General features: G+C 60.5%; 20 protein-coding genes. 11 read left to right on the forward strand and 9 right to left on the reverse strand.

The features are described 5' to 3' along the window. The first annotated feature begins 7 nt into the window (after positions 1-7). From ACUN0G_RS24640 to ACUN0G_RS24660, 5 genes are all read left to right on the forward strand, one after another. Complete coding sequence (locus ACUN0G_RS24640; protein ID WP_445575592.1) at positions 8-982, forward strand: FecR family protein; 975 nt, start codon at positions 8-10, stop codon at positions 980-982. 96 nt (positions 983-1,078) lie between these two features. Further along, positions 1,079-3,484, forward strand: a complete 2,406-nt coding sequence (locus tag ACUN0G_RS24645) for a TonB-dependent siderophore receptor (RefSeq protein WP_445574527.1) — start codon at positions 1,079-1,081, stop codon at positions 3,482-3,484. 603 nt (positions 3,485-4,087) lie between these two features. After that, the gene (locus ACUN0G_RS24650; protein ID WP_445574528.1) at positions 4,088-4,738 is read left to right on the forward strand and encodes a hypothetical protein; all 651 of its coding nucleotides are present in this window, start codon (positions 4,088-4,090) and stop codon (positions 4,736-4,738) included. Between the two features lie 52 nt (positions 4,739-4,790). Beyond that, on the forward strand, positions 4,791-5,150 hold the full coding sequence (locus ACUN0G_RS24655) for a hypothetical protein (protein ID WP_445574529.1): 360 nt from the start codon (positions 4,791-4,793) through the stop codon (positions 5,148-5,150). A 496-nt stretch (positions 5,151-5,646) separates the two neighbouring features. Next, a complete protein-coding gene (locus ACUN0G_RS24660; protein WP_445574530.1) occupies positions 5,647-6,261 on the forward strand; it encodes a type III secretion effector protein in 615 nt (204 codons plus the stop codon). A gap of 43 nt (positions 6,262-6,304) precedes the next feature. On the opposite strand, the gene ACUN0G_RS24665 is transcribed toward ACUN0G_RS24660, so the two are convergent. Then, positions 6,305-7,456 carry an MFS transporter gene (locus ACUN0G_RS24665; RefSeq protein WP_258346763.1) on the reverse strand — a complete coding sequence of 384 codons (1,152 nt, stop codon included), beginning with the start codon at positions 7,454-7,456 and terminating at the stop codon, positions 6,305-6,307. Between the two features lie 276 nt (positions 7,457-7,732). Further along, positions 7,733-7,978 (reverse strand): hypothetical protein, encoded by a 246-nt coding sequence (locus ACUN0G_RS24670; RefSeq protein ID WP_445574531.1) that lies wholly within the window; start codon positions 7,976-7,978, stop codon positions 7,733-7,735. A 92-nt stretch (positions 7,979-8,070) separates the two neighbouring features. Between ACUN0G_RS24670 and ACUN0G_RS24675 the strand changes: the two genes are divergently transcribed. Beyond that, a complete protein-coding gene (locus ACUN0G_RS24675; RefSeq protein WP_445574532.1) occupies positions 8,071-8,880 on the forward strand; it encodes an AraC family transcriptional regulator in 810 nt (269 codons plus the stop codon). On the opposite strand, the gene fucP is transcribed toward ACUN0G_RS24675, so the two are convergent. Genes fucP through ACUN0G_RS24710 form a run of 7 tightly spaced genes read right to left on the reverse strand, consistent with a single transcriptional unit; the run spans position 8,834 to position 15,031 of the window. Beyond that, entirely contained in the window at positions 8,834-10,054 is a 1,221-nt protein-coding gene (gene fucP / locus ACUN0G_RS24680; RefSeq protein ID WP_445574533.1) for an L-fucose:H+ symporter permease, read from the reverse strand. The genes ACUN0G_RS24675 and fucP overlap by 47 nt on opposite strands. 51 nt (positions 10,055-10,105) lie before the next feature. Next, positions 10,106-10,453 carry an L-rhamnose mutarotase gene (locus ACUN0G_RS24685; protein WP_445574534.1) on the reverse strand — a complete coding sequence of 116 codons (348 nt, stop codon included), beginning with the start codon at positions 10,451-10,453 and terminating at the stop codon, positions 10,106-10,108. Then, positions 10,450-11,223, reverse strand: coding sequence for an SDR family oxidoreductase (locus ACUN0G_RS24690; protein WP_445574535.1), 774 nt, complete (start codon positions 11,221-11,223; stop codon positions 10,450-10,452). Before ACUN0G_RS24690 ends, ACUN0G_RS24685 begins: the two co-directional genes overlap by 4 nt. Beyond that, positions 11,220-12,080 carry an amidohydrolase family protein gene (locus tag ACUN0G_RS24695; RefSeq protein WP_445574536.1) on the reverse strand — a complete coding sequence of 287 codons (861 nt, stop codon included), beginning with the start codon at positions 12,078-12,080 and terminating at the stop codon, positions 11,220-11,222. Before ACUN0G_RS24695 ends, ACUN0G_RS24690 begins: the two co-directional genes overlap by 4 nt. A gap of 38 nt (positions 12,081-12,118) precedes the next feature. Next, a complete protein-coding gene (locus ACUN0G_RS24700) occupies positions 12,119-13,396 on the reverse strand; it encodes an L-fuconate dehydratase (protein ID WP_445574537.1) in 1,278 nt (425 codons plus the stop codon). A gap of 20 nt (positions 13,397-13,416) precedes the next feature. Beyond that, positions 13,417-14,262: an ureidoglycolate lyase gene (locus ACUN0G_RS24705; protein WP_445574538.1), complete on the reverse strand. Its 846-nt coding sequence runs from the start codon at positions 14,260-14,262 to the stop codon at positions 13,417-13,419. Positions 14,263-14,290: 28 nt separating this feature from the next. Then, positions 14,291-15,031 (reverse strand): SDR family oxidoreductase, encoded by a 741-nt coding sequence (locus ACUN0G_RS24710; protein WP_445574539.1) that lies wholly within the window; start codon positions 15,029-15,031, stop codon positions 14,291-14,293. Positions 15,032-15,265: 234 nt separating this feature from the next. Here ACUN0G_RS24710 and ACUN0G_RS24715 point away from each other — a divergent pair, with 234 nt between their 5' ends. From ACUN0G_RS24715 to ACUN0G_RS24735, 5 genes are all read left to right on the forward strand, one after another. After that, positions 15,266-16,027 carry a FadR/GntR family transcriptional regulator gene (locus ACUN0G_RS24715; protein WP_017476170.1) on the forward strand — a complete coding sequence of 254 codons (762 nt, stop codon included), beginning with the start codon at positions 15,266-15,268 and terminating at the stop codon, positions 16,025-16,027. Further along, complete coding sequence (locus ACUN0G_RS24720; protein WP_445574540.1) at positions 16,024-17,013, forward strand: diaminopimelate epimerase; 990 nt, start codon at positions 16,024-16,026, stop codon at positions 17,011-17,013. Before ACUN0G_RS24715 ends, ACUN0G_RS24720 begins: the two co-directional genes overlap by 4 nt. A 311-nt stretch (positions 17,014-17,324) precedes the next feature. After that, positions 17,325-19,367 carry a type VI secretion system tip protein TssI/VgrG gene (gene tssI, locus ACUN0G_RS24725; RefSeq protein WP_445574541.1) on the forward strand — a complete coding sequence of 681 codons (2,043 nt, stop codon included), beginning with the start codon at positions 17,325-17,327 and terminating at the stop codon, positions 19,365-19,367. Next, positions 19,367-20,209, forward strand: a complete 843-nt coding sequence (locus tag ACUN0G_RS24730) for a DUF4123 domain-containing protein (protein WP_445574542.1) — start codon at positions 19,367-19,369, stop codon at positions 20,207-20,209. Before tssI ends, ACUN0G_RS24730 begins: the two co-directional genes overlap by 1 nt. Before the next feature lie 656 nt (positions 20,210-20,865). Continuing rightward, positions 20,866-23,016 (forward strand): lipase family protein, encoded by a 2,151-nt coding sequence (locus ACUN0G_RS24735; RefSeq protein WP_445574543.1) that lies wholly within the window; start codon positions 20,866-20,868, stop codon positions 23,014-23,016. Positions 23,017-23,018 lie beyond the last annotated feature (2 nt).

Genomic DNA, 23,018 nt, shown 5'->3' on the forward strand with positions numbered 1-23,018 from the left:
TTCCATGATGGATACCCGTGAGTGTGCCTGCGGCAGTGCGACGGCCCGCGATGAAGCAGCGCAATGGTTTGTACGTGTGCAGGACGGCCCGTTGAGCGTCGAAGAACGCGAGCGTTTTGATGCCTGGCGTGCTGAGCATGCCGAACACCAGTACGAGTTCGATGTGCTGCAAGGCTTGTGGAGTGCCACTGACCTGGTGCCAAAGGCGCGCTTGCAAGCGCTGTGCGATTCCCCGGAACCGCGTGCGAAGCGCCGGCCCGTGCTGCGTTATGCAGTGGCGGCGAGTGTGCTGGCGGTGGCCCTGGGCCTTGGGTTGTTCAGTGGCCTGGATCATCCGGCGCCGTACAACGCCGAATTCAGCACCGCGCTGGGGGAGCGTCGGCAGGTGGCGCTGCCCGACGGTTCGCTGATGGATTTGAACAGCCGCAGTGTGGTGGCGGTGCACTACGTAAAAGGTCAGCGCGGCATCGAACTCAAGCAGGGCGAGGCGATGTTCAGTGTCGAGCATGACACCAGCCGGCCCTTTGTGGTGTCGGCCGGGGCAGGGCAGGTGACGGTCACCGGTACGCGTTTTGACGTGCGCCGCGATGACGACCAGACCCGTGTGGTGGTCGAGGCCGGTACGGTCAAGGTACAAGGACGCCAATCCGATGCCGTCGTGATGCTTACGGCCGGCCGGGGCACCCATGTGGATACCCAAGGCCAGGTGGCGGCTGCCTACGCCGTCAACCCCGAAGAACTGACGGCCTGGCGCACCGGCAAGCTGGTGTTCAACAACGCCACCCTTGGCGAAGTGGCCCGGGAAGTTTCACGTTACCGCGAGCAACCGTTGCGGGTCAGTGCGCCTGCGGTGAGCAACCTGCGCTTGACCAGCGTGTTCAAATCCACCGACACCGACGCTTTGCTCAAGGCCTTGCCGCACATTCTTCCGGTGGCCGTGCGCACCTTGCCGGACGGTAGCCAGGAAATAATTTCACGATAGATTCAGGTTTTTTCCGAGTTCTTCGTCTTCTTGTGCAACTGCAACTGGTTTGCATTAACAGCCGCACTCTCTTGCGATCACAGGACTCCGTTCGACGTGAAAAAACTCGCCGTGAAAAACAATAAATCGTCCCGTTGGGCACCCCTCGCCCTGGCGCTGGCCGTCAGCGCCGCACTGCCGGCCGCCTATGCTGACGACACGATTCATATCCAGGCCCAGTCCCTGGGTTCGGCATTGAGCCAGCTGGGTCAGCAGACGTCGCTGCAAGTGTTCTTCAGCCCCGACATGGTGGCCGGCAAACAAGCCCCGGCCGTCGACGGCAAGCTGTCGCCAGAACAAGCCCTGCGCCAATTACTGCAAGGCAGCGGCCTGGATTACCAGATCGACGCTGGCTCCGTGACCTTGCGCCCGCTGGGCAAAGGCACCGGCGAAGCCGGTTCGCCGCTGGAGCTGGGTGCCACCGACATCAAGGTCGTGGGCGACTGGCTGGGCGATGCGAATGCCGAAGTGGTGCAGAACCACCCCGGCGCGCGCACCGTGGTCCGTCGTGAGGCCATGGTGGAGCAGGGCGCGATGAGCGTCGGCGATGTGCTGCGGCGCATTCCCGGGGTGCAGGTGCAAGAGGCCAACGGCACCGGCGGCAGTGATATTTCCCTCAACGTCGGCGTGCGCGGCCTGACCTCACGCCTGTCGCCACGCTCCACGGTATTGATCGACGGCGTACCGGCAGCCTTTGCCCCCTATGGTCAACCGCAGTTGTCGATGGCGCCGATTTCCTCGGGTAACCTCGACAGCATCGACGTGGTACGCGGCGCGGGCTCCGTGCGTTATGGGCCACAGAACGTTGGTGGCGTAATCAACTTCGTGACCCGCGCCATCCCGGAAAAATTCTCCGGTGAAGTCGGCACCACCCTGGAAACGGCGGCCCACGGCGGCTGGAAGCATATTGAAAACGCTTTCATCGGTGGCACCGCCGACAACGGTATCGGCGCTGCGTTGCTGTATTCCGGGACCAAGGGCGATGGTTACCGCGACCGCAACAATGCCAACGACATCGACGACGTGATCTTCAAGACGCACTGGGCGCCGACCGATCAAGATGATTTCTCGCTGAATTTCCACTACTACGACGCCAGCGCCGACATGCCCGGCGGCCTGACTCAGAAGCAGTACGACGCCAACCCGTATCAGTCGGTGCGTGACTGGGATAACTTCAGCGGTCGGCGCAAGGACATGTCCTTCAAGTACATCCGCCAGATCGACGACCGTACCCAGGCTGAAGTGCTGACGTATTACTCCGACAGTTTCCGCGGCAGCAACATCGCCAACCGCGACCTGAAAACCCTGGGTTCCTATCCGCGCACCTACTACACCTTCGGCATCGAGCCGCGGGTGTCCCACGTGTTTGACCTGGGGCCGAGTACCCAGGAAGTCAGCGTCGGTTATCGCTACCTCAAGGAAGGCATGCACGAACAGGCCACCAGCCTGGCGCTGGTCAATAACGTGCCGACGCCGGTGGGCCAGAATGACGGCCACGTGTATCAGGACCGTACCGGCGGCACCGAGGCCAACTCGTTCTACATCGATAACAAGATTGATATCGGCAAATGGACCGTTACCCCGGGCATCCGCTTTGAGCAGATCCGTACCGAATGGCACGACCGTCCGGTAGTCGCCCTGAATGGCACCACGGTCCAGGAGAAGCGTCGCGAGATTCACAACAACGAACCGCTGCCGGCCCTGAGCGTGATGTACCACGTCTCCGATGCCTGGAAACTGTTCGCCAACTACGAAACGTCCTTCGGCAGCCTGCAGTACTTCCAGCTGGGCCAGGGCGGTAACGGCGACCAGACCGCGAACGGCCTGAACCCGGAAAAAGCCAAGACCTACGAGATCGGTACCCGCTACAACGACAACGTCTGGGGCGGTGAAGTGACGTTGTTCTACATCGACTTCTCGGACGAGCTGCAATACGTCAGCAACGATGTGGGCTGGACCAACCTCGGTGCCACCCAGCACGAAGGCATCGAAGCGTCGGCCCATTACGACCTGTCGAACCTGGACCCGCGCCTGGACGGCCTGACCGCCAACGCCGGCTTCACCTACACCAAGGCCACCTCCGAAGGCGACGTTGCCTTCAAGGGTCGCGACTTACCGCTGTACTCTCGTGAAGTGGCCACCCTGGGGCTGCGTTACGACATCAACCACTGGACCCACAACCTGGACGTCTACGCCCAGTCCGGCCAGCGTGCGCCGGGCACCGGCACGACTTACATCACTCAGCCGACCGCCGATGGCCAGTACGGGGACATTCCCGGCTACGTCTCGGTGAACGTGCGCAGCGGCTATGACTTCGGCGCGCAGCTGTCGAACCTGAAGCTGGGCGTGGGGGTTAAAAACGTCTTCAACCAGGAGCACTACACCCGCTCCAGCGACAACAACTCCGGGATCTACCTGGGCCAGCCGCGCACGTTCTTTGTGCAGGCCAGCGTCGGATTTTGACCTGCCGTTGATTCAGCGGTCGCAGCCTGTTCCGGCAGTGTCGGCACGGGCTGCGACCTTTCCTCGCTTTCACCGGAACTGATTCCGACCGTTCGGCCACACAGGTTTGCCCACTTTTCACTCAGTGCCTGGACGATCATTCCGTCGTGGTGCTCTGGGGGATAAGGCGCTCCCTGAAAACCAGCCGAACAGGAGATACCTATGTCGGTATCCGTGCCCAATCAGACCACTGCCTCAATTCATAACCACACTGCGCCCCCGTGCCGTCCCTGTTTCGTTAAACCGCCAAAGCCGAACCCAGGCGGGTGCCGGCCAGGTATCGGCAGGCCACCGACGCCGGACCCGGAGCCGTGCCGCCCAGGTATCGTTAAACCACCAAAGCCGAACCCAGGCGCGTGCCGACCAGGTATCGGCAAGCCACCAATGCCGGACCCGGAGCCGTGCCGACCCGGTATCGGCAAACCGCCAAAACCGGATCCAGGTGCATGCCGGCCAGGTATCGGCAAGCCACCGATGCCGGACCCGGAGCCGTGCCGACCCGGTATCGGCAAACCGCCAAAACCGGATCCAGGTGCATGCCGACCCGGTATCGGCAAGCCACCGATGCCGGATCCGGAGCCGTGCCGGCCATGTATCGGCAAACCGCCGAAGCCGAATCCGGGGTATTGCGGCCCGGTCTCCGGCAGGCCGGATCCGCTGTATGCAGGTAAGACTAACGAAGAGTTGGCCAAGCATCTTCTGGACAATTTCGATAGTTTTGGCGGACGGGGAGCGCAATACGTCACAACGAAAAACCTGGAAAGCATGGCGGGCAGACCATTGACCGGTCACCCTGCTACCGACCATAACATCCGCGCCGCCAGAGAAATTCTGAAACGGCCGGGACTGGCAGATGCCCTCGATCGTCACAGTTCCACGGGGCATCTGGATGGGTTGATCGACAGGTTGAAAATTACCATGATCATCAACTCGACAAACCCTTTCAAATACCACGACGACAAGCAACTTGCCCAAGCCATGCTTGAACGGTTTGGCGATTTGAAAAGTGGCTTTTGGAACCCTGCGATAGAAATCGACGGGTTGCGTCGACGTGCTGCGAAGCCCCTGACCGGTCGCCCGCAGACGGACGCACTTATTCAACTGGCGAGGGAAATCACCCAGCGTTCCCATTTGCTCCAACAAATGGATAACACGGGCAAGCATCCCCACGACGGCAGGATCCACAAGGACGCGTTGCGCTGGTTGTCTCGCTAAACCCGGCACGGCCTGATCGCGCTGCGACTGCTTCGTGGCGTGATGACCTGTCTTGAACAATCCGCTGCGCTCACTTTCTCAGCAGGGCTTAGACATGACGTCAACGTCGTTTGGGTCACGCAATCCCGGACCCCCGGCAGCCTCCAATCCGCCGGCGGGTCGTGATGTTTTGCCGCAGGGTATAAATCGCGAGCAGGGTGCCGAGGCCCGGCGAGTGAAGAACTTCACCGGGCAGCACAAGTTTCAGGCTCCGGCTGCCGACGACTTTATCAAGGGTATGCTGCCCGATGGTCAGTTGCCTGCCGCTGACAATTCTGCGTTACGCCAGTTTTGCGCAGCGATGGGGTCGGTGGTCGACACGATCAAAGGCCTTTGGCAGGAGACGAAACCGGCCTCCCGGAAAGCCAACTGATTTTCGCTTTTTACATGTTGTCATTGGAACGCTTTGCTACGGCGGAACCATTGTCTGCAGGGCACCACACACCTTTGGCTTGTTAATCGCACGAGCGATACGGTCGTTACCGGGGTGATGTCCAGGCAAGCGTGGATCTAAAATTGGTGGAGATGAATCATGAGAATTGATCGCGGATCAGGCTACCTGCAGCCCGGTGGTACAGGCCCACTTGATGTGACGGCGGGTGAGGGGGGGCGTACCGCTCAGGTGGCTTCAATCGAACCTGGTGATGCTGGCCGGCAAGCCCATCATCAACCTGGCGCTACGGCTGTTCGGTCTTCCGGTTACAGGCCACCTTTGCGGTCGGCCAGGCCCTATGAGGTGGTGCCGCATCATCGTACGCTTCAAAACGGTGTTGCCCCGCGCGCCGGGTCACCGAATCCCAACCTTCAGTTGCCAGACAGCGAGTTGGTGAAAGCGCTGAACGTCAGTTTTCCCATGCTGAAAGAACTCCATGAAAAGTGACGGATTGACGCTGTCTTCGCTGCAACGAATCGCCGGCAAAAAAATCGGCGATAACCAGAAGTTCGACAGTGCGATTTTGCTGGCCAGGGCACTGGTCCAGCGCCCGCGACTGATCGATGCGATTACCGATCAGGACGGCTACATCACCCGGGAAAGTCTTTCAAAGGCTGAAAGTGTGGTGTTCGGCAACAGCGATCCCAGTGCCTTCAGCCCGGACCCTTTCCACGCCAAGAGCAACGCCGAGCTAGTCCAGGTATTCAAGGCGATGTTTACCGAGTTGCGTGACAGGTCCCGGGACCGTAAGGGCTTCTTCGAATACATCGGCTACGTCAACATCGAGTTGCTGGTGGCCATGAGCAAGGACCCGGACGAACTCGACAGCCAGGGTGAACCCGTCCTGGACCCCACCACGGGGCTGGCGCGAAAAAAATATGATGAGCAGCAGGTGTATATGGCGAAGAATATTGTGGATCGCCCCGGGCTATTGCGGTCCCTGGAAAACGCCCGCGGCACGGGTCGGCGTATTTTTGGCGGCCATCACCAGGAGGGTTGGCTCAGTAACAAAACCCTTGATCGTTGGCTCGAGCACAATAAAACCCGATAGCCCGGGTAACGCCTCTACGAATGAGGCGTTATGGGGCTACCCGTCAAACCCGCAATATTTTCCCACTGATCGCCACACCGATCAGCAGCACGGCAATCAGCACAAAGGCCGTGCTCAGGCTGCTGCCATGGGCGATAAAGCCAATCACCGCTGGGCCGGCGAGAATGCCGGTGTAACCCAGGGTGGTGATGGCGGGCACGGCAATGTGTTCCGGCATGACGGTCTGTTTGCCGACGGCGGTGTACAACACCGGCACGATGTTCGAACACCCGGCACCGACCAATGCATACCCCAGCAGAGCGGTTTCCCACGCCGGGAAGAGTGTCGCCAGCAGCATGCCGGCGGCGGCGAGGGCGCCGCCGAATACAATCACTCGGGTTGCCCCAAGGTGGCGAACAATCCTGTCGCCGGTAAGGCGTCCGACGGTCATCGTCAAGGCAAAGGCTGCGTAACCGAGGCCTGCATAGGCTTCGTCAAGGCCGCGCTCGGCGCTCAGGAATACCGCGCTCCAGTCCAGCACGGCGCCTTCGGCAAGAAACACGATGCAGCACAGGCAGCCAATAAACAGCACCACGCCGTGGGGTATGGCAAAGGCCGGTCCGGAGCTTTCACTGCCGTAAGGCAGCAAGTGCGGCCCGGCCTTGAGCAAGGCCACCGCGATGACCACGATCACGGCGAGGGTGGCCTGCAATGGCGACAAGCCCAGCCCCAGCAACCCGCTGACCCCTGCCGCGCCGACAATCCCGCCCAGGCTGAACAGCCCGTGAAAGCCCGACATCATGGTCTTGCCGCTGGCCCGTTCGACCATCACCGCTTGCAGGTTGACCGTGGAGTCCACCGTGCCGAGGCCGGCGCCAAACACGAACAGCGCGGCCACCAACAGCGGAATCGAAGTGACCGTTGCCAGCATCGGCAGGCCCAGGCAAATCAGAAGGGTCCCGCCGGTGGCCACTCGCCGGATGCCGTAGCGTGAGGCCAGCGCCCCCGCGACCGGCATTGCGATCATCGACCCCACGCCGAGGCACAGCAGCAACAGGCCCAGGGTGCCCTCGTTGAGTTGGGCGCGGGCCTTGGCATAAGGCACCAGCGGTGCCCAGGCGGCGATGCCGAAACCGGCGATAAAAAACGCGATGCGGGTGGACATTTGTTCCAGCCGCCCGGGTACCACGGGCGCTGGGGTGCTGATGGCGGTCATGACAAATCCTTGGTTTTGCGTTCAACGAACGATGTGCAGCGCAACATCCTTGCACATCAGGCCGTATCGAGCGAGCCGGGTTCCCTTGGTGTGCCTGAACACAGGGCAACAATTTTTTCTGGATCATGGAACGCGTTCGGCCTTTCCAACCACTATCAGCCTGTAGGACGAGTAATCGTCTGATGTGCGAGGTGGTCTGGAAGGTGTGTAATCCCCGCGAGAACTGGCGAACCCCGGGATTCTTGCGGTGGATTACCACCTTCCAGGCCGATCCTCTCACTTCAGCAGCCGGGCCAATTCGGGATCCCGCACCTGTAACACCTCAAACAAACCCAGGGCTTTCAGGGCGGGCAGGGCTTGCAGTATGTCCTGTTCGGCCAGTAATCGCTGTTCACCCAGGGTGGCCGGATCGCACCAGGTTCTGGCGTTGACAAGGAATGCCCCCACCGTGCCCTTACGCACTGTCACGCCATTGAACTGACCTTGGTCGAGATGATCGGGAAGCAAGTCTTCTGCACGCATGACGGAGTCCTCAATGAATGAATCCGCAGTCTAGGCGCGCACATATGGCTACACTGCCTTATCCGGGTCATTCAATGCGGTAAAGCTGCCATATGTCGCCCACCCTCGTTTCACCTCAACTTGCCAATGCAGTCGGCGGTCCCTTGCTGGTGGCAACGGTGCGCAGCAGCCCCGTCGAGCGCAGCACCGCGCCCCATCAGCATGCCCGGGGGCAATTGCTCGGGGCCCAGCGCGGGTTGCTCTCGGTGCAGGCGGCGCACCAGCATTGGGTGGTGCCGGCCACCCACGCGGTGTGGATTGCCCCCGGTTGCTCCCACGCCTTGCGTTCCCACGGGCCGTTTGATGGCTGGAGTGTGTATGTCGACCCTCAAGCATGTACCGGTCTGCCGCAACAGACGTGTGTCATCGCCACGTCGGCCTTGTTACTGGAGGCTGTCAGACGCGCGGCAACCTGGAGCCAGACGCTGCTCGAGCCGACACAGGCCCGGATTGCCCAGGTGATCCTTGATGAAATCGCCGGTTTGCCCCAGGAACCGTTTGGCTTGCCGCTGCCCCAGGACCCGCGCTTGCTGCGCATCGCCCAGGCGCTGGCTGATAACCCCGACGACAACCGCCTGCTGGAACAATGGGCGCAGTGGGCCGGAGTCTCTGCCCGCACACTGGCCCGGCGGTTTGTCGCCGAGACCGGGTTCACCTTCAGCCAATGGCGCCAGCGCGCGCGATTGTTGCGCGCGTTGGAGTTGCTGGCGGCGCATGCACCGGTCACTCGGGTTGCGCTGGATCTGGGTTATGAAAACGTCAGTGCCTTTATTGCCATGTTCCGGCGCACGTTCGGAACGACGCCGGGGCGCTACTTCATGGATGGCGCAACCGACTACGGGCATACACCGCCACAATCATGAAACAGCCCATAGGCAACAAATAAGCCAGCGCCACCGTGCTGTTATCCGCCACCTTGCCCATCAAGTAGGGCATCAGCGCACCGCCGACAATCGCCATGATCATGAACGAACTGCCGCGCTTGGTATGCGGCCCGAGGTTTTTAACGCCCATGGCAAACAGCGTCGGGAACATGATCGACATGAAGAAGAACACCGCAATCAGCGCGATCACCGAGAGGCCTTCGAGGCCAATCACTACCAGCGCACACAAGGCGATATTGATCAGCGCATACATCAGCAGCAGCTTCTGCGCGCTGACCCGTCCCATCAACCAGGTGCTGAAAAAGCGCCCGAACATGAAGGCCAGCATCGCGATCGACAGCAGATAAGCCGCTTGCTGACTGCCCATGTGTGCCCAGTGCTCGGTGACGTAGTTGATGAAAAATGCACCGACTCCGACCTGGGCCGCCACATAGAAAAACTGCGTGATCACCCCACCGACGAATTCCGGATATTGCCACGGCCCCTTGCCGGCTACCGGTTGCAGTGCTTGCTCCTGGGCGCGCAGATCCGGCAGCGGCGTGCGGGCGATCAACAGCGCCACCAGCAACACCAGAACGGCGATCACTACATAGGTGGTTTGCAACGAACTCATGTCCGACGCCGGCGTACTGCCGGCGCTGAAAAACATCGCGCCACCAATCAGCGGCCCGAAGAACTGACCAAGGCCATTGAAGGATTGCGCCAGGTTCAACCGCCGTTCGGCGCCCTGGGGTTCGCCCAGCACCGTGGCATACGGGTTGGCAGCGGTCTCCAGGCAGCCCAGGCCGCAGGCGATGACGAAGAGCGCGAACAGGAAGAACGGAAAACTCGCTGCCGCTGCCGCCGGCATGAACAGCAACGCGCCCGCCGCATACAGGCACAAGCCCAACAGGATTCCGGCCTTGTAGCCGTGGCGGTCCATCAGCAGCCCCGCCGGCAGGGCGATCAGGAAATACGCGCCGAAATATGCACCTTGCAACAGCCCGGACTGGGCCTTGCTGACGTGCAGGACTTCCTGGAAATGCTTGTTCAGGACGTCCAGCAAACCGTAGGACAAGCCCCAGAGGAAGAACAGGCTGGTCACCAGCATCAGCGCCCAGCGATAGGTCGGCACCGCGCGGGTGCCAGGCAGGTGTGTGTCTTTGCTTAACATGACGCTTCTCCTGTTGTTTTTATGGGATCAAGGCGTGCGATGCAGCGGGTACTACGGTTGATTGGTGAGGCTGAAAATCTGCGTCAGCGGCTGCCATTTGCCGCCAGGATCAGTCCATGGCGTGGGCACCTGAAAACGCCACATCAGGGTTTCCCAGGCTTGCACTTCAGGGTTGGCGCGTGCGGCGTGGTCCAACCCGTCGAAGCTGAACCCGGCCGCAGTGTCCATGACCATGAACAGCCGCGTGCCCAGGCGCCAGATCTGCATTTCCACGATGTGCTGGCTGCGCAGATGTTCGGCCACGGCGGGCCAGATGCGTTGATGCAACTGTTGGTACTCGGCGATCAATGCCGCATCGTCGACCAGGTCCAGGGCCAGGCAGTAACGTTGGCCGCTCATGTCAGCGCCCGGTCCAGATGGGTGTAGCCACCATCCACTACCAACCATTGCCCGGTGGTGTGGGAGGCGCGAGGTGAGAGCAGGAACAACACGCTGTCGGCAATTTCCTCGGGGGTGGTCATCCGTTTGCCCAAGGGGATTTTTTCGACGATGGCGGCGAGCTTGGCTTCGGGGTTATCGAAGCCATCGATCCAGCGTTGGTACAACGGTGTCAGCACCTCGGCAGGCACCACCGCATTGACCCGGATGCCGAACTCCAGCAAGGACGCTGCCCATTCCCGGGTCAGCGACAGCTGCGCACCTTTGGCGGCGGTATAACCGCTGGTGCCTCCCTGGCCGGTGAGGGCCGTCTTGGAGCTGATATTCACGATCGCCCCGCGACTGGCCTTGAGGGCGTCGAGGCACAAATGGGTCATCAAGTAGTAGTGAATCAGGTTCTTTTCCAGGGACTCGACGAAGGCGGCACGCCCGGCGTCCAGCCCCACACCGTCGTTGACCCCGGCATTGTTCACCAGGCCGTCGACGCGCCCGAAGCGTTGCAACACCTCGTTGACGGCCGCGCTGCAGGCGTCTTCATCGCGCAACTCGACGCGGATAAAGTGGCTTTGGCCTTGCTGTTCAAGCTCAGCCGCGAAGGCCGGCGACAACGGTTGATGACCGAAAATCACCGGGATCGCGCCTTCGGCAATCAGCCCCAGGGAGATGGCAGCGCCAATCCCCGAGCCACCGCCGGTGACGATGATTACGCGGTCCTGCAAATGCAGATTCATGGGCAGTTTCCTTCAAGGTGATAGACCCGCTGGGCGGTGCCGCCCCAGATGGCCTGCTGTTCATTGGGCGACAGCTGGCCGAGGGTCTGTTGCAGCAATTGGCAGGTGCTCTGGTATTCGCCAGCCAGCAGGCACACCGGCCAGTCCGAGCCGAACATCAAGCGCTCGGCGCCGAACAGTTCCAGTGCCAGTTCGATGTAAGGGCGCAATGCACGCGCGTTGCGCTGGTCGGGCCCGGCTTCGGTGAGCAGGCCCGACAGCTTGCAGCTGACGTGGGGCAGGGCGGCCAGGGGCGCCAGGTGTTCGGCCCAAGCGGCCGGGCCGTTGGCGATGTCGGGTTTGCCGAGGTGATCCAGTACCAGGTGATGCTGATCGTGGCGCTGGCACAGGGCGGTGGCGGCGTCGAGGTCGGCGCAGCGGATCAGCACCTCATAGACGTAGCCTTGTTGTTGCAGGTGCTGCAGGCCACGGGAGAATCCCGGGTCAGCCATGAAACCGGCAGGCGTGGGTTCGTCCTGAATCTGATGCCGAAAGCCCTTGAGTCTCGGAGCGTCGCGCCACTGTTCCAGGTGATATTCCAGGGTTGGGTCGCACAGGTCGACCCAGCCGACGACGCCGAATATCCACGGGTGCTGCCGCGCCATTTCCAGCAGCGCGTCGGTTTCCTGCTCGCCGGCGCGGGCCTGCACGGCAATGCAGCCATCCAGGCCGGCAGCGTCGAGCAACGGCCGCAAATCCTGTGGGAGAAAGTCCCGCCGCAGGTCAGCCTCAGCCGCACCGATCCACGGATAATCAGCGGCCCGGTAGCGCCAGAAATGCTGGTGCGCATCGAGCCTCAAAGGTGATGGGGACGACATTATTATTGTGCTCCGTCCATTCAAATGTGTGCTTCAGGTCACGGCCGGTGGCGGTATTGCTCCCGGGACGCGGCTTTCATCTGGATCGAGAACCCTGGCGCCTTGGGCGGCAGATAGGCCGCGCCGCGCACCACGCAAGGTTCCTCGAAATGCTCGTGCAAGTGGTCGACATACTCGATCACCCGGCCTTCGTGAGTGCCGGCGATGCACAAGTAATCGATCATCGACAAATGCTGCACGTACTCGCAAAGCCCAACGCCGCCAGCGTGCGGGCAAACCGGCAGGCCATATTTGGCCGCCATCAGCATCACTGCCAGCACCTCGTTCACCCCACCCAGGCGGCAGGCGTCAATCTGAACCACGTCGATGGCTTCGCGCATGATCAACTGTTTGAACATGATCCGGTTCTGGCACATCTCACCGGTGGCGACCTTGACCGGCGCCACACCCAGGCGAATCTTGCGATGGCCTTCGATATCGTCGGGGCTGGTGGGCTCCTCGATAAACCACGGCTTGGCAAACGCCAACTCGCGCACCCAATCGATGGCGGTGTCGACTTCCCACACCTGGTTAGCGTCGATCATCAGTTGGCGGTCCGGCCCCAGCACTTCGCGGGCGATGCGCACGCGGCGCAGGTCGTCCTGCAAGTCGTGGCCGACCTTGAGCTTGACGTGGTTGAACCCGGCATCCACCGCTTCCTGGCACAGCCTGCGCAGCTTTTCGTCGCCATAACCGAGCCAGCCGGCCGAGGTGGTGTAGCAGGGGTAGCCATTGGCTTGCAGGTCGGCCATGCGTTCAGCCTTGCCTTCGGCGCGTTGGCGCAGCAAGGCCAGGGCTTCGCTGGAGGTGATGCAGTCGGTGATGTAGCGGAAGTCGATGCACCGCACCAGCTGTTCCGGACTCATGTCGGCCACCAGGCGCCATAGGGGTTTGCCTTCGGCCTTGGCCCACAAATCCCACGCGGCGTTGACGATCGCGCCGGTGGCCAGGTGGATGGCACCCTTGTCCGGGCCGATCCAGCGCAACTGGCTGTCGCTGGTGACATGCCGCCAGAAACGGCCCATGTCTTCGGCGATCCATTCCAGGGTCAAGCCCACCAGCAGCGGCTGCATGGCCTGGATCGCCGCGCAGCAAATCTCGTTGCCACGGCCGATAGTGAAGGTCAGGCCATGGCCTTCAAGGGCCGGGTTGTCGGTCTGCAAAATCACATAGGCGGCCGAGTAGTCCGGGTCCGGGTTCATGGCATCGGAACCGTCCAGGGACTTGGACGTAGGAAAGCGGATATCTTCGACGCGAATCGCGGTAATGGTGGTCATGAACGGCTCCTTGGTTCTTGTCAGGCGTCGACCGTGGTCTGGTTCTGTTCCCCAAGGCCTTCGATGCCCAGGCGAATCTTTTGCCCTGGCTTGAGGTAGACCGGCGTGGGCTTGATCCCCAGGCCGACACCGGGCGGGGTGCCGGTGGAAATCACATCCCCCGGTTGCAGGCTCATGAACTGGCTGAGGTAGCTGATCAGTTTGGGAATCTGGAAAATCATCGTGCGGGTGTTGCCGTTCTGGTAGCGGTGGCCGTCGACTTCCAGCCAGATCGACAGTTGGTGCGGGTCGTCGATTTCATCCCGGCTGACCAGCCACGGGCCCAGCGGGCCGAAGGTGTCGCAGCCTTTGCCCTTGTCCCAGGTGCCGCCGCGTTCCAGCTGGAATTCGCGTTCGGAGACGTCGTTGATTACGCAGTAGCCGGCCACGTGCTGCATGGCCTGGCGTTCGTCGATGTAACGACCGCCCTGGCCGATCACCACCCCCAGCTCGACTTCCCAGTCGGTCTTGGTGGAGTGGCGGGGGATTTCGATATTGTCGTTGGGGCCGACGATGGCGCTGGTCCATTTGTTGAAGATGATCGGTTCGTCAGGGATGGGGGCGCCGGTTTCGGCGGCGTGATCGGCGTAGTTCAGGCCGATACAGATGAATTTTCCTACTTGGCCGACACAGGCACCCAAACGCGGATTGCCCGGTACCAAGGGCAGGCTCGCGGGGTCGAGTTCTTGCAGGCGAGCGAGGTTTTGCGGGAGCAAGGCGTCACCGGCGACATCGCTGATGTGAGCGGACAAATCACGCAGACGTCCATCAGCGTCCAGCAGGGCCGGACGTTCCTGACCTTTTTCACCATAGCGCAGCAGTTTCATGAGCAATCCTCTTATTGGAAGTGGGCGGTCAGTTGCTCCAGCCGCCGTCAATGACCTGGGTGGTGCCGGTGGTAAAGGCGCTGGCATCGGAGCCAAGGTATAGCGCCAACTGGGCAATTTCCTGGGGCGTACCCAGGCGTCCCATCGGCTGGCGGGCGGTAAAGGCGGCGTATACCTCATCCTGCTGGCGGCCTTCACGGCTGGCTTGTTCGATGATGCGTTGCTGCAGCGAAGGCGACTCTACGGTGCCGGGGCAAATGGCGTTGCAGCGAATGCGTTGGGTGACAAAATCTGCCGCTACGGATTTGGTCAGGCCGATGACGGCGGCCTTGCTGGCGCAGTAGGCAAAGCGGTTGGGCACGCCCTTGAGGCTGGAGGCCACCGACGACATATTGATGATCGAACCGCCGCCCGCCGCCAGCATCCCCGGCAGAAATGCGCGGATCATGCGGTACATGGCGGTGACGTTCAGGTCCAGGGCAAATGTCCAGTCGCTTTCCGGGCATTCGAGAATATTGCCGGCGTGCACCACGCCTGCGCAGTTGAACAGCACATCGAGCGGGCCGATCTCGGCAGCAAGGCGTTGAATAGCGCTGGCGTCGGTGACGTCGAGCAAGACCGTTTGCGCGCCCGACAAGTCAGCGAGCGCCTGTTGATTGATGTCGGCTGCAATCACTTCGGCGCCGGCCGCCAGATAGGCTTCGACGCTGGCGCGGCCAATGCCCTGGGCGGCGGCGCTGATCAGCACGCGTTTACCGGTGAGGTCCATGACAGACTCCCTTGATTGTTATTATTGGCTCAATGGTCAGGCCATTGAGGGCGTGAAACGCCTGCATCTGCGGCATAGCGAACCGTGGTGGGTTTGCTATGATCAGCACACTGGGAACGATCCAATGGTCAGGCCATTGATCCAATTTTTAGCATGGGTCTTGGCGGTCAACAAGCGGCTTTTTTGCGGATTGATCACCTGGACCGTGCCGTGCATGAATCGAGCTGAGCCTAGATGCCATTTCAAGTGATTGATAACCAACGTCTTTATCGACAGATTGCCGACCAGTTGCGGGCGTTGATCGACAGCGGAGAATTTCCGCCGGGCAGCCGTCTGCCGGCTGAACGCGAGCTGGCCAAGCTGCTGGGCGTAAGCCGCGCCTCCGTTCGCGAAGCGATGATTGCCCTGGAGGTGATCGGCCTGGTGGACGTGCGGGTGGGCAACGGCGTGCTGGTGTGTGAACCGGTGCAACCGAAAGTCAGCCAGGAGCCGGTAATGGCCCAGGCTACCCGGGACCAATGGAAAGAGTTCGATCCGGAACTCAACCTGCATGTGGATTTCAACGCCGAGATTCCGCCGTTTTCCCTGCTCCAGGCCCGGCGCTTGATTGAGCCGGAAGCCGCCGCCCTGGCCGCCAAACACGCAACTGACGAGGAGCTCGCAGGCATCCGCGAGGCCTTCGAGCGCAACGTGCAGGATAATCGCGAAGGCTCCCACACCCATCCGGGCGATCGCCTGTTTCACATCCGTATCGCCCAGGCCTCGGGCAACCCGGCCTATGCGCTGATGATTGCGCACCTGCTGGGGCATCGGTACGGCAGCATGTTCCAGCGGTTACAGGCGCATTACACCTCGGACGACATGCCCCATCGCTCGGAAGACGAGCACCGCAAGATCCTCGATGCACTGGAACAACGGGACGCGGAGGGCGCGCGACAGGCCATGCGCAAGCACCTGGAAGAGGTGGTACGAATCTTTATGCGGACGGCGCAATGACCCTGTTCTACGACGCCCGCGGGAATATCTACGGGGTGGTAAGCCCGGCGCAGTTACGCAGCAAGGGTATCGACGTGCCGGACCGTGCCGACTTGGCCGCTGGCACCCGGGGTGCCTGGGCATCGGCGGCGATTGCTGCCGAGTGCGGTTGGGGTACTTTGCCGCGCCCGGCAGAGGCCAAGGCGCATCGTTGTGACGGTTTGTTGGTGGGGCCATTTCAGGCCGCGCCGCCCTTTGACCTGTTGATCGTCAACACGGATGGCTCCCTGGCGGAACGCAGTGGCAATGGCCTGACGATTTTTGCGCAGTCGTTGACCGACCAGGGATTGATGGCGCAAGGCTGCGATCTGCGGGTGCATCACGACAAGACGGATGCACTGTCGCCAGTGGTTACACGGGTTGAGCCTGCGGAGTATGAACAGGTGCAGGGCTTCTGGCTGGCGTTGGGGCGTCCCGAGTTCGGGCCTGTGGCGGTAGGGGCCGTTGGCATTGGCTTGGTCTCGCTTGAGGGAACCGAGGTGAGCCATGTTTTGCCACTGGCTGCGCTTAATCCTGAGTGGCGCCACAGCCAGTTTGTACGGGTGGGTAATCCTCACTGTGTGACGCTGGTACAGGACGCGTCCGTGTTGCCGGACAACGCGCAGATGCATCGGCCAGCGTTGTTCGATCCGCTGAGGGCGGTTGCCTTTGCACCACCTGCCGGGGCCGGCCAACCGTGTATTTCCGGGGTCAACCTGCAATGGGTTGCCCGGGATTCAGGTAACCGTGTGATCGCGCGGGTGTTCGAGCGTGGTGAGGGGCCGACGGCGTCCTCCGGGACCAGCGCCAGTGCCGTGGCGTGCGCCGCGTGGTCTGTAGGATGGGTGACGGCGGGCGAGGTGGCGGTGGTGATGCCGGGCGGTACTGCACCGGTGCGGTTGCAAGCCGAGGCGGGTGAGTTGCTGGGCGTTAGCCTGTTCGGGACTGCGCGGCTGCAGGAAGTTTGAAAAACCGAGTGGCTGGCTTAATTATCTTTGTCAGTCGCTTCTCCATAAATAAGCGGTCTTGGTGAATGGCGGCGTAAGAGTATTCCTGTTAGTGAGTACTGGCTGTTTAACTGCATTTCTGTAATTGATAAAAGACCCTTCCAATATCGATGTACGAATCTTCTTTTTTATTTTGAAGCGGCCGAATTTCGCCTGAAATCGCTAGTATTCCTGGGGTTCAGGCACTTTTTATCGGCTTCGAATTGAGTGGTGTTCTCTGCGTTTTGTGGAGGAGCTATTTCAGCTCGACAATGAATGGCGGGTAACAACGGATGTTCAACACGCTTGTTTCGTCACGCTTCAAACTGATCGTCGCAGGAATAAAACAGGAACTTGAGGTACTGGCGTTTAAAGGCAGCGAAAGTATCGATCGGCCTTTTTTCATTGAAGTGCAGTGGGTCAGTGAAAACCCCGGCCTTGATCTGGAGAAGCTGCTTCACCAACCGGCCTATCTGGATTTTGGTGAGCCGGGTGAAGGCCTTCACGGGCAGATCTATGCCATTGGCCGGGAAGACCCGGGCCGGCGGCTGACCCGCTATAACCTGACCCTTGCTCCGCGTCTGGCGTATCTGGCCCATCGTTGCGACCAGCGGATTTTCCAGCAGCGCAGCGTGCCGCAGATCATCGCGGCGGTGCTTGAGCAGCACGGTATTTTCGCCGATGCCTATGCCTTTGAATTGGGGCCGGTGGTGTACCCGCCACGTACGTTCTGTGTGCAATACGCGGAAACCGATCTGCATTTTATCCAGCGGCTGTGCGAGGAAGAGGGCATTCACTACCACTTTCGCCACAGTGCGGACGGCCATGTACTGGTGTTTGGTGATGATCAGACGGTGTTTCGTCGTTTGCCGGCGCAGCACTATTGTGCGGCCGGTGGCCCAACTGCCGAGGCGCTGGTGATCCAGCGTTTTGATGTGCGCCTGGCCACGCGCAGCACTCAGGTTGTCCGGCGTGACCATGACTTCGAACATCCGTCGTTGCGCCTGCAGGAGCAGGCCGGTTCCTCGCCTGTACTTGAAGACTATCAATATCCAGCGGGGTTTACGGGGCATCTGCGAGGTTCGCAGTTGGTCCGACGGAGCCTGGAACGTCATCAGCGGGACCGCCATCGGGCGTTGGGCCGCAGTGATCAGCCGGCTTTGCGCAGTGGGCATTTCCTGGAGCTGCGCGACCATCCGGACCTCTCCTGCAATGACTTGTGGTTGATCACCAGCGTGCGCCACGAAGGCTATCAACCGCAGGTGCTGGAAGAGGCGGTGGTGGATGCCGAGGCATTCCAAGGCTATCGCAATCGATTTACCGCAACGCCTTGGCGCGCCGTTTACCGCCCACCGCTCGCGCACCCCAAACCGCGTATCAGCGGCTGTCAGACCGCAACGGTCACCGGCCCCGTGGGTGAGGATGTGCATTGCGACGCACACGGTCGGGTAAAAATTCGCTTTCACTGGGACCGCCTGGACAAGAACGACGACAAGAGCAGCTGTTGGGTGCGGGTGGCAACCGGTTGGGCGGGCGACAGCTTTGGCGCGGTGATGATCCCGCGCGTGGGCATGGAGGTCTTGGTGACGTTCCTGGAGGGCGACCCGGACCGGCCAGTGATCAACGGTTGCCTGCCTAACACGTTGCAACCGGTCGCCTATCCGTTGCCGCAACACAAGACCCGTAGCGTTCTGCGCAGCCGCAGTTCGCCGGGCGGGGCGGGGGCCAACGAGCTGCACCTCGAGGACCGTAGCGGCCAGGAGCTCATCTACCTGCGCGCCCAACGCGACCTGGAGCAGCAGGTCGGCCGCGACAGTCGGCTGGAGGTCGTGGGCGAACGTCGGGAAACCATCCACGGCTTGAGTACGACCACCCTGGGAGACGAGGAACATCGCAGCATCGCCGGCGACCGCAAGGTTCGGCTTGGTGCTGGTGATCACTTGCACGTGCAGGGCAACAGCCAGACCCATGTCGGCCAGACCCTGGTGATCGAAGCGGGGCAACAGGTCCATCTGAAGGCCGGTGCCAACCTGGTTATCGATGCCGGTGCGCAGTTGAGCTTCAAGGCCGGTGGTGAGCATTTGCTGATTCAGGCCGGAGGGATTTTCAGCAGTCGGCCGATCACGTTGGGCGGTGTGCCTCCCGGGACTCGAACAGCCAGTCCAGTTGGACCGGGTGACGTGGCTGCTTCGTCCGCATTTGCAGCGGATGGGCCGAAGGTTTCGGTTATCCAAGGCGCAGTCATGGAGCTGGCCAGAAGACTGGATGCGGACTTCTGTCCAGTGTGCGAGCGCTGCCGTGAAGGCCTGTGCGAATCCACCGGGAGGGCGGCTTGATGGAGATCGCGCCTGGCCAGTGGATGGCTGAACAGCAGCAGGCAGGGCGTCGGCTGTGCCTGGTTCTACAGGGTGAAAGCGATGCGCGTGAGGTACTGCTGGCGACACGCACGGTCGCGGAGTATCGCAGCCTCTATGGTGACACCGTCGCATCGGAAATGGCGGCGGATGGACCGATGCTCCTGTTGCTCGACCATGTCAACGAGCCCGGATTGGTGGGCTTGTTGCAAAACCCTCAGCGTAATTGGGGCTGGTTGGGCAGCCTGCCTGGTGATGATTTATCGGGTGTTACCCGGCACTGGCGCGACAGGTTGGTGGTGGGAGCGGCGGGCAGTCAGGCGCTGTACCGCTTCCACGATAACCGCACCTTGACGCGGGCCTTGGTTCACCTGCCTGCTCGGGACTGGCCTGTTTTTCTCGGGCCGCTGATCAGCGTGTGTTACTGGCAGGGTGAGCGTTGGAGCTGTGTCGATAACCCGGCTCCTGGGGCGTATCCGATCCCCGATACCGCGCCGTGGCTGGAGGTGCCGAACCCACAGGCGGGCGCGATTCTGCAGGCTAATATCCTGCGTTATCTGCTGGCTGAGTACAGCGAGGCGCTCAGTCAACTGGCTGAATTTCAAGACCCGAGAGTCTGGCTGGAACAGGTGCTGGAACAAGCGCGGGCTTGGCAATGGGAGAGGCCGGAACAGCTAGAGTTTTTGGTCGTGCGGCGGTTGGTGGAAGCCACGGGGGATGTGCTTATTCGATGGCAGCCGATGCGTGGGGAAGTGGCGGAGGATCATTTTCAGCGGGTGGTTGGGGAGTGGCGTCGGGTGGAGCGGGAGCAGCAGGATGCTTAGAGGATTTATGTTGAGCGTGTGGCGAGGCTTGCTCGTTTGTGGCGTGTTGGCTGCTTCTGGTTGTGCGATGAAACCGGCGGACAGTTTCACCCTGGAAGTCGATTTGCCGGCGAATTACAGACTCAGAGGCGATGCAACTTACGTCCCCGCAACAGGTGAGACTTGCACTTTACGATGGCGTCCAGGTGATCTGCCAGAGATCAAGATATTCGATGCTCTCGAGAAGCCGGCGGCGAATCGGGTGAGCTTTGAGTTGCCTCTGACGGAGAGGGTGAATGGGTGTCCGTTAGTGCTGCGTTACATGACGTTTGATGTCTATGCGAAGTCGGCTGAGCACTTGGCGGATGGCGGGGGGGATTTTGCGTTTGTCGGTGTGCATGATTGGGTGGAACCCAATATGTCTCGAATGCCGGGGCCAGGCACTTTGGAGGTACCGGGAACGTGTCAGTGGTTACTCAGGCCAGCAGGGCCAACGCAGACGACTGATAACGTATTTCAATGCAACTTGGTGGATGCAAAAGGACTGCCGCCAACGACAGCAACGGGCGGCCGCGTGCAGCGTAACGAGCTGAACGGTAAAACTGTGAGGGTCGTGTTTGGGGAATCTGATGAGGAGCGTACTTATCTTTAACTTTACTGAATAAGGATATTCAACGATGGCTTTTACAGAATGGAAACAACCTTTTTTTAGCGAAAAAATGCCGGCTTGTGCAGTGCGTAGATGTTGGCTGAGTTTTTGTCTTGTGGACGAATCAGGTGACGGAAATGCTTATGGAGGTCTTGCGTACAAGGTTTTTGACAGCACGGGTCAACAATATGCAGGTCGTTTGGATGGGAACGGTTTCGCAAAGTTGGACAACCCATATCGAGGGCCTGTGGTTCTGATCTTCGATGCTCCATATGAAATGAGCGGGGATTACTACGAAACGTTGCAAAGGCGTGGTTGTTATCCACTACCTATCACCGAACTTCAGGTCCGAGCTGAACAGACGCGTTTCTCATGTGTAAACGGGGAGCGCGTCGAGCGAAACCCGGCACGGCGGGAAACAGGCAATTTCTACCAAGTCGAGGTCAGCGACTTGGTCTTGCACACTGCTCATTTGCCTCCCTTGGCGCCCAGAACTCATCAACCACCGCGACATGCGCTTCGAATGTTGGCTGAACTTGGATTCGGACCACCTCAGCCTAAGCTGACAGGGCTGGTTTTATTTCCTGACCTGCACACAGTGCTGGAGGTACGGCCGCTGCGCGCGTTACGCCCGTTGTTGTCGGTTGAAGACCAGTTCTGTGCTTTGAACCTTTATCAGCTGGCACTTATGGCCACGTTGAGTTATTGCGATTTTGGGCAAGAACCGTCGACTCCGCCGATGGACCAGGTCAGTTTTCCCGTGGAACCGAGTGTTGGCAATATTTTTTCCGAAAAACTGTCGGGCTATCAGGAGGCCTGGAAGTTCGATTCCCACCAGGTGGAACACTTTTATCCCGTGTATGAAGACGTGCCGTACTCTCAACGATTCGAGGTCGTACCTTTTGATCCTGAGTTGTATGAGCAAAATCGACCGGAGCAGGGTGAGGGCCAGGTTCACCCAGCGAAGCTCCATTTTTTTGATGACGAGGAGAATGGCACTGACACTCAGGCGTTTATCAGCCATCACGACAATGTGATCCTGATCGCAGTACGGGGAACTGCAAGCCCTTCCGATGGGCTACGGGATGCAAATGCCCACCAAGTCGCTTTTGTCGATGGTGTTGGTAAGGCTCATGAGGGCTTTTATGGCGCGTATCGGGCGATGCGTGATTTTGCGCTGCATTACCTCGACCGGTTCTACATAGGCCAACGCATCATAATATGTGGCCATAGTCTCGGCGGCGCCATAGCGCTGCTACTGGCAGAGTCTCTTCGGCGAATTCCAGGTTACGACGGTAACGTCCTTCTTTACACCTATGGCGCGCCCCGCGCCGCCGACTCTGAATTCACTGACGGTGCTTCATCCTTGGTGCATCACCGCATTGTCAACCATAACGACCCGGTACCTAGCGTCCCGGCACCTTGGATGAACACAACCGCAAAAGTCTGGATTCCCGGGCTCGTTACCCTGTTCAGCAATCCTGCGCCGGGAGGCTTGCTGTTCGCGCTGGGTTTGGTTCGTCTGGGCGGCAACCCCTATCAGCACCATGGCGCGCAGCAGCATTTCATGCCGATTTCTTTGCCCGACGGCACGCAGTCTTCAATAATGTGGAACCCTGGCTGTGAGTCGATCGAAGAAGCCGCATGCAATCGCGCGATTCAACTCAGCGGTGACATGCCAGACCGGGCAAACCTGATCAAGCAGCTAGTCCAATACAAACAGCACTTTATGACCGCGAGCTACATCCCAGCGGCCTGGGCGACGCTACGCCGTTGGCAGCAAACCGTGGACGTCGATGGAACACTGGTGACTGCGAGTGAATTTGAACTGATAGAAAGAGCCCTGATCACCATGCGGCAACAATTACGGGACAAAAAGCGCGAACTGGACCGTCGTCGCCCGGCCAATCAGCGCGGTTATGAAGATATTCAGGCCTTGAGCATCGAAGCTGATCGTCTGCAAAGTAGTCGCGACCGCCTGGCAACCCTCCGCTGGCGCCACCTCCAGGCCCGCGACGTCTATGGCAGCCACGCTTCATCCCCAACCCTACAATCCAGCCTGAAACGCTGGTTCACCCACACGCAAAACCTCGAACTCACCCAAGTGGCGAGTATCCCGCCACAACCGGATGACGGCTGGGGAAAGCCGCAAACCCTCGACATCGACTCAATCACATGAGC

This window comes from Pseudomonas sp. 32A (assembly GCF_052682255.1).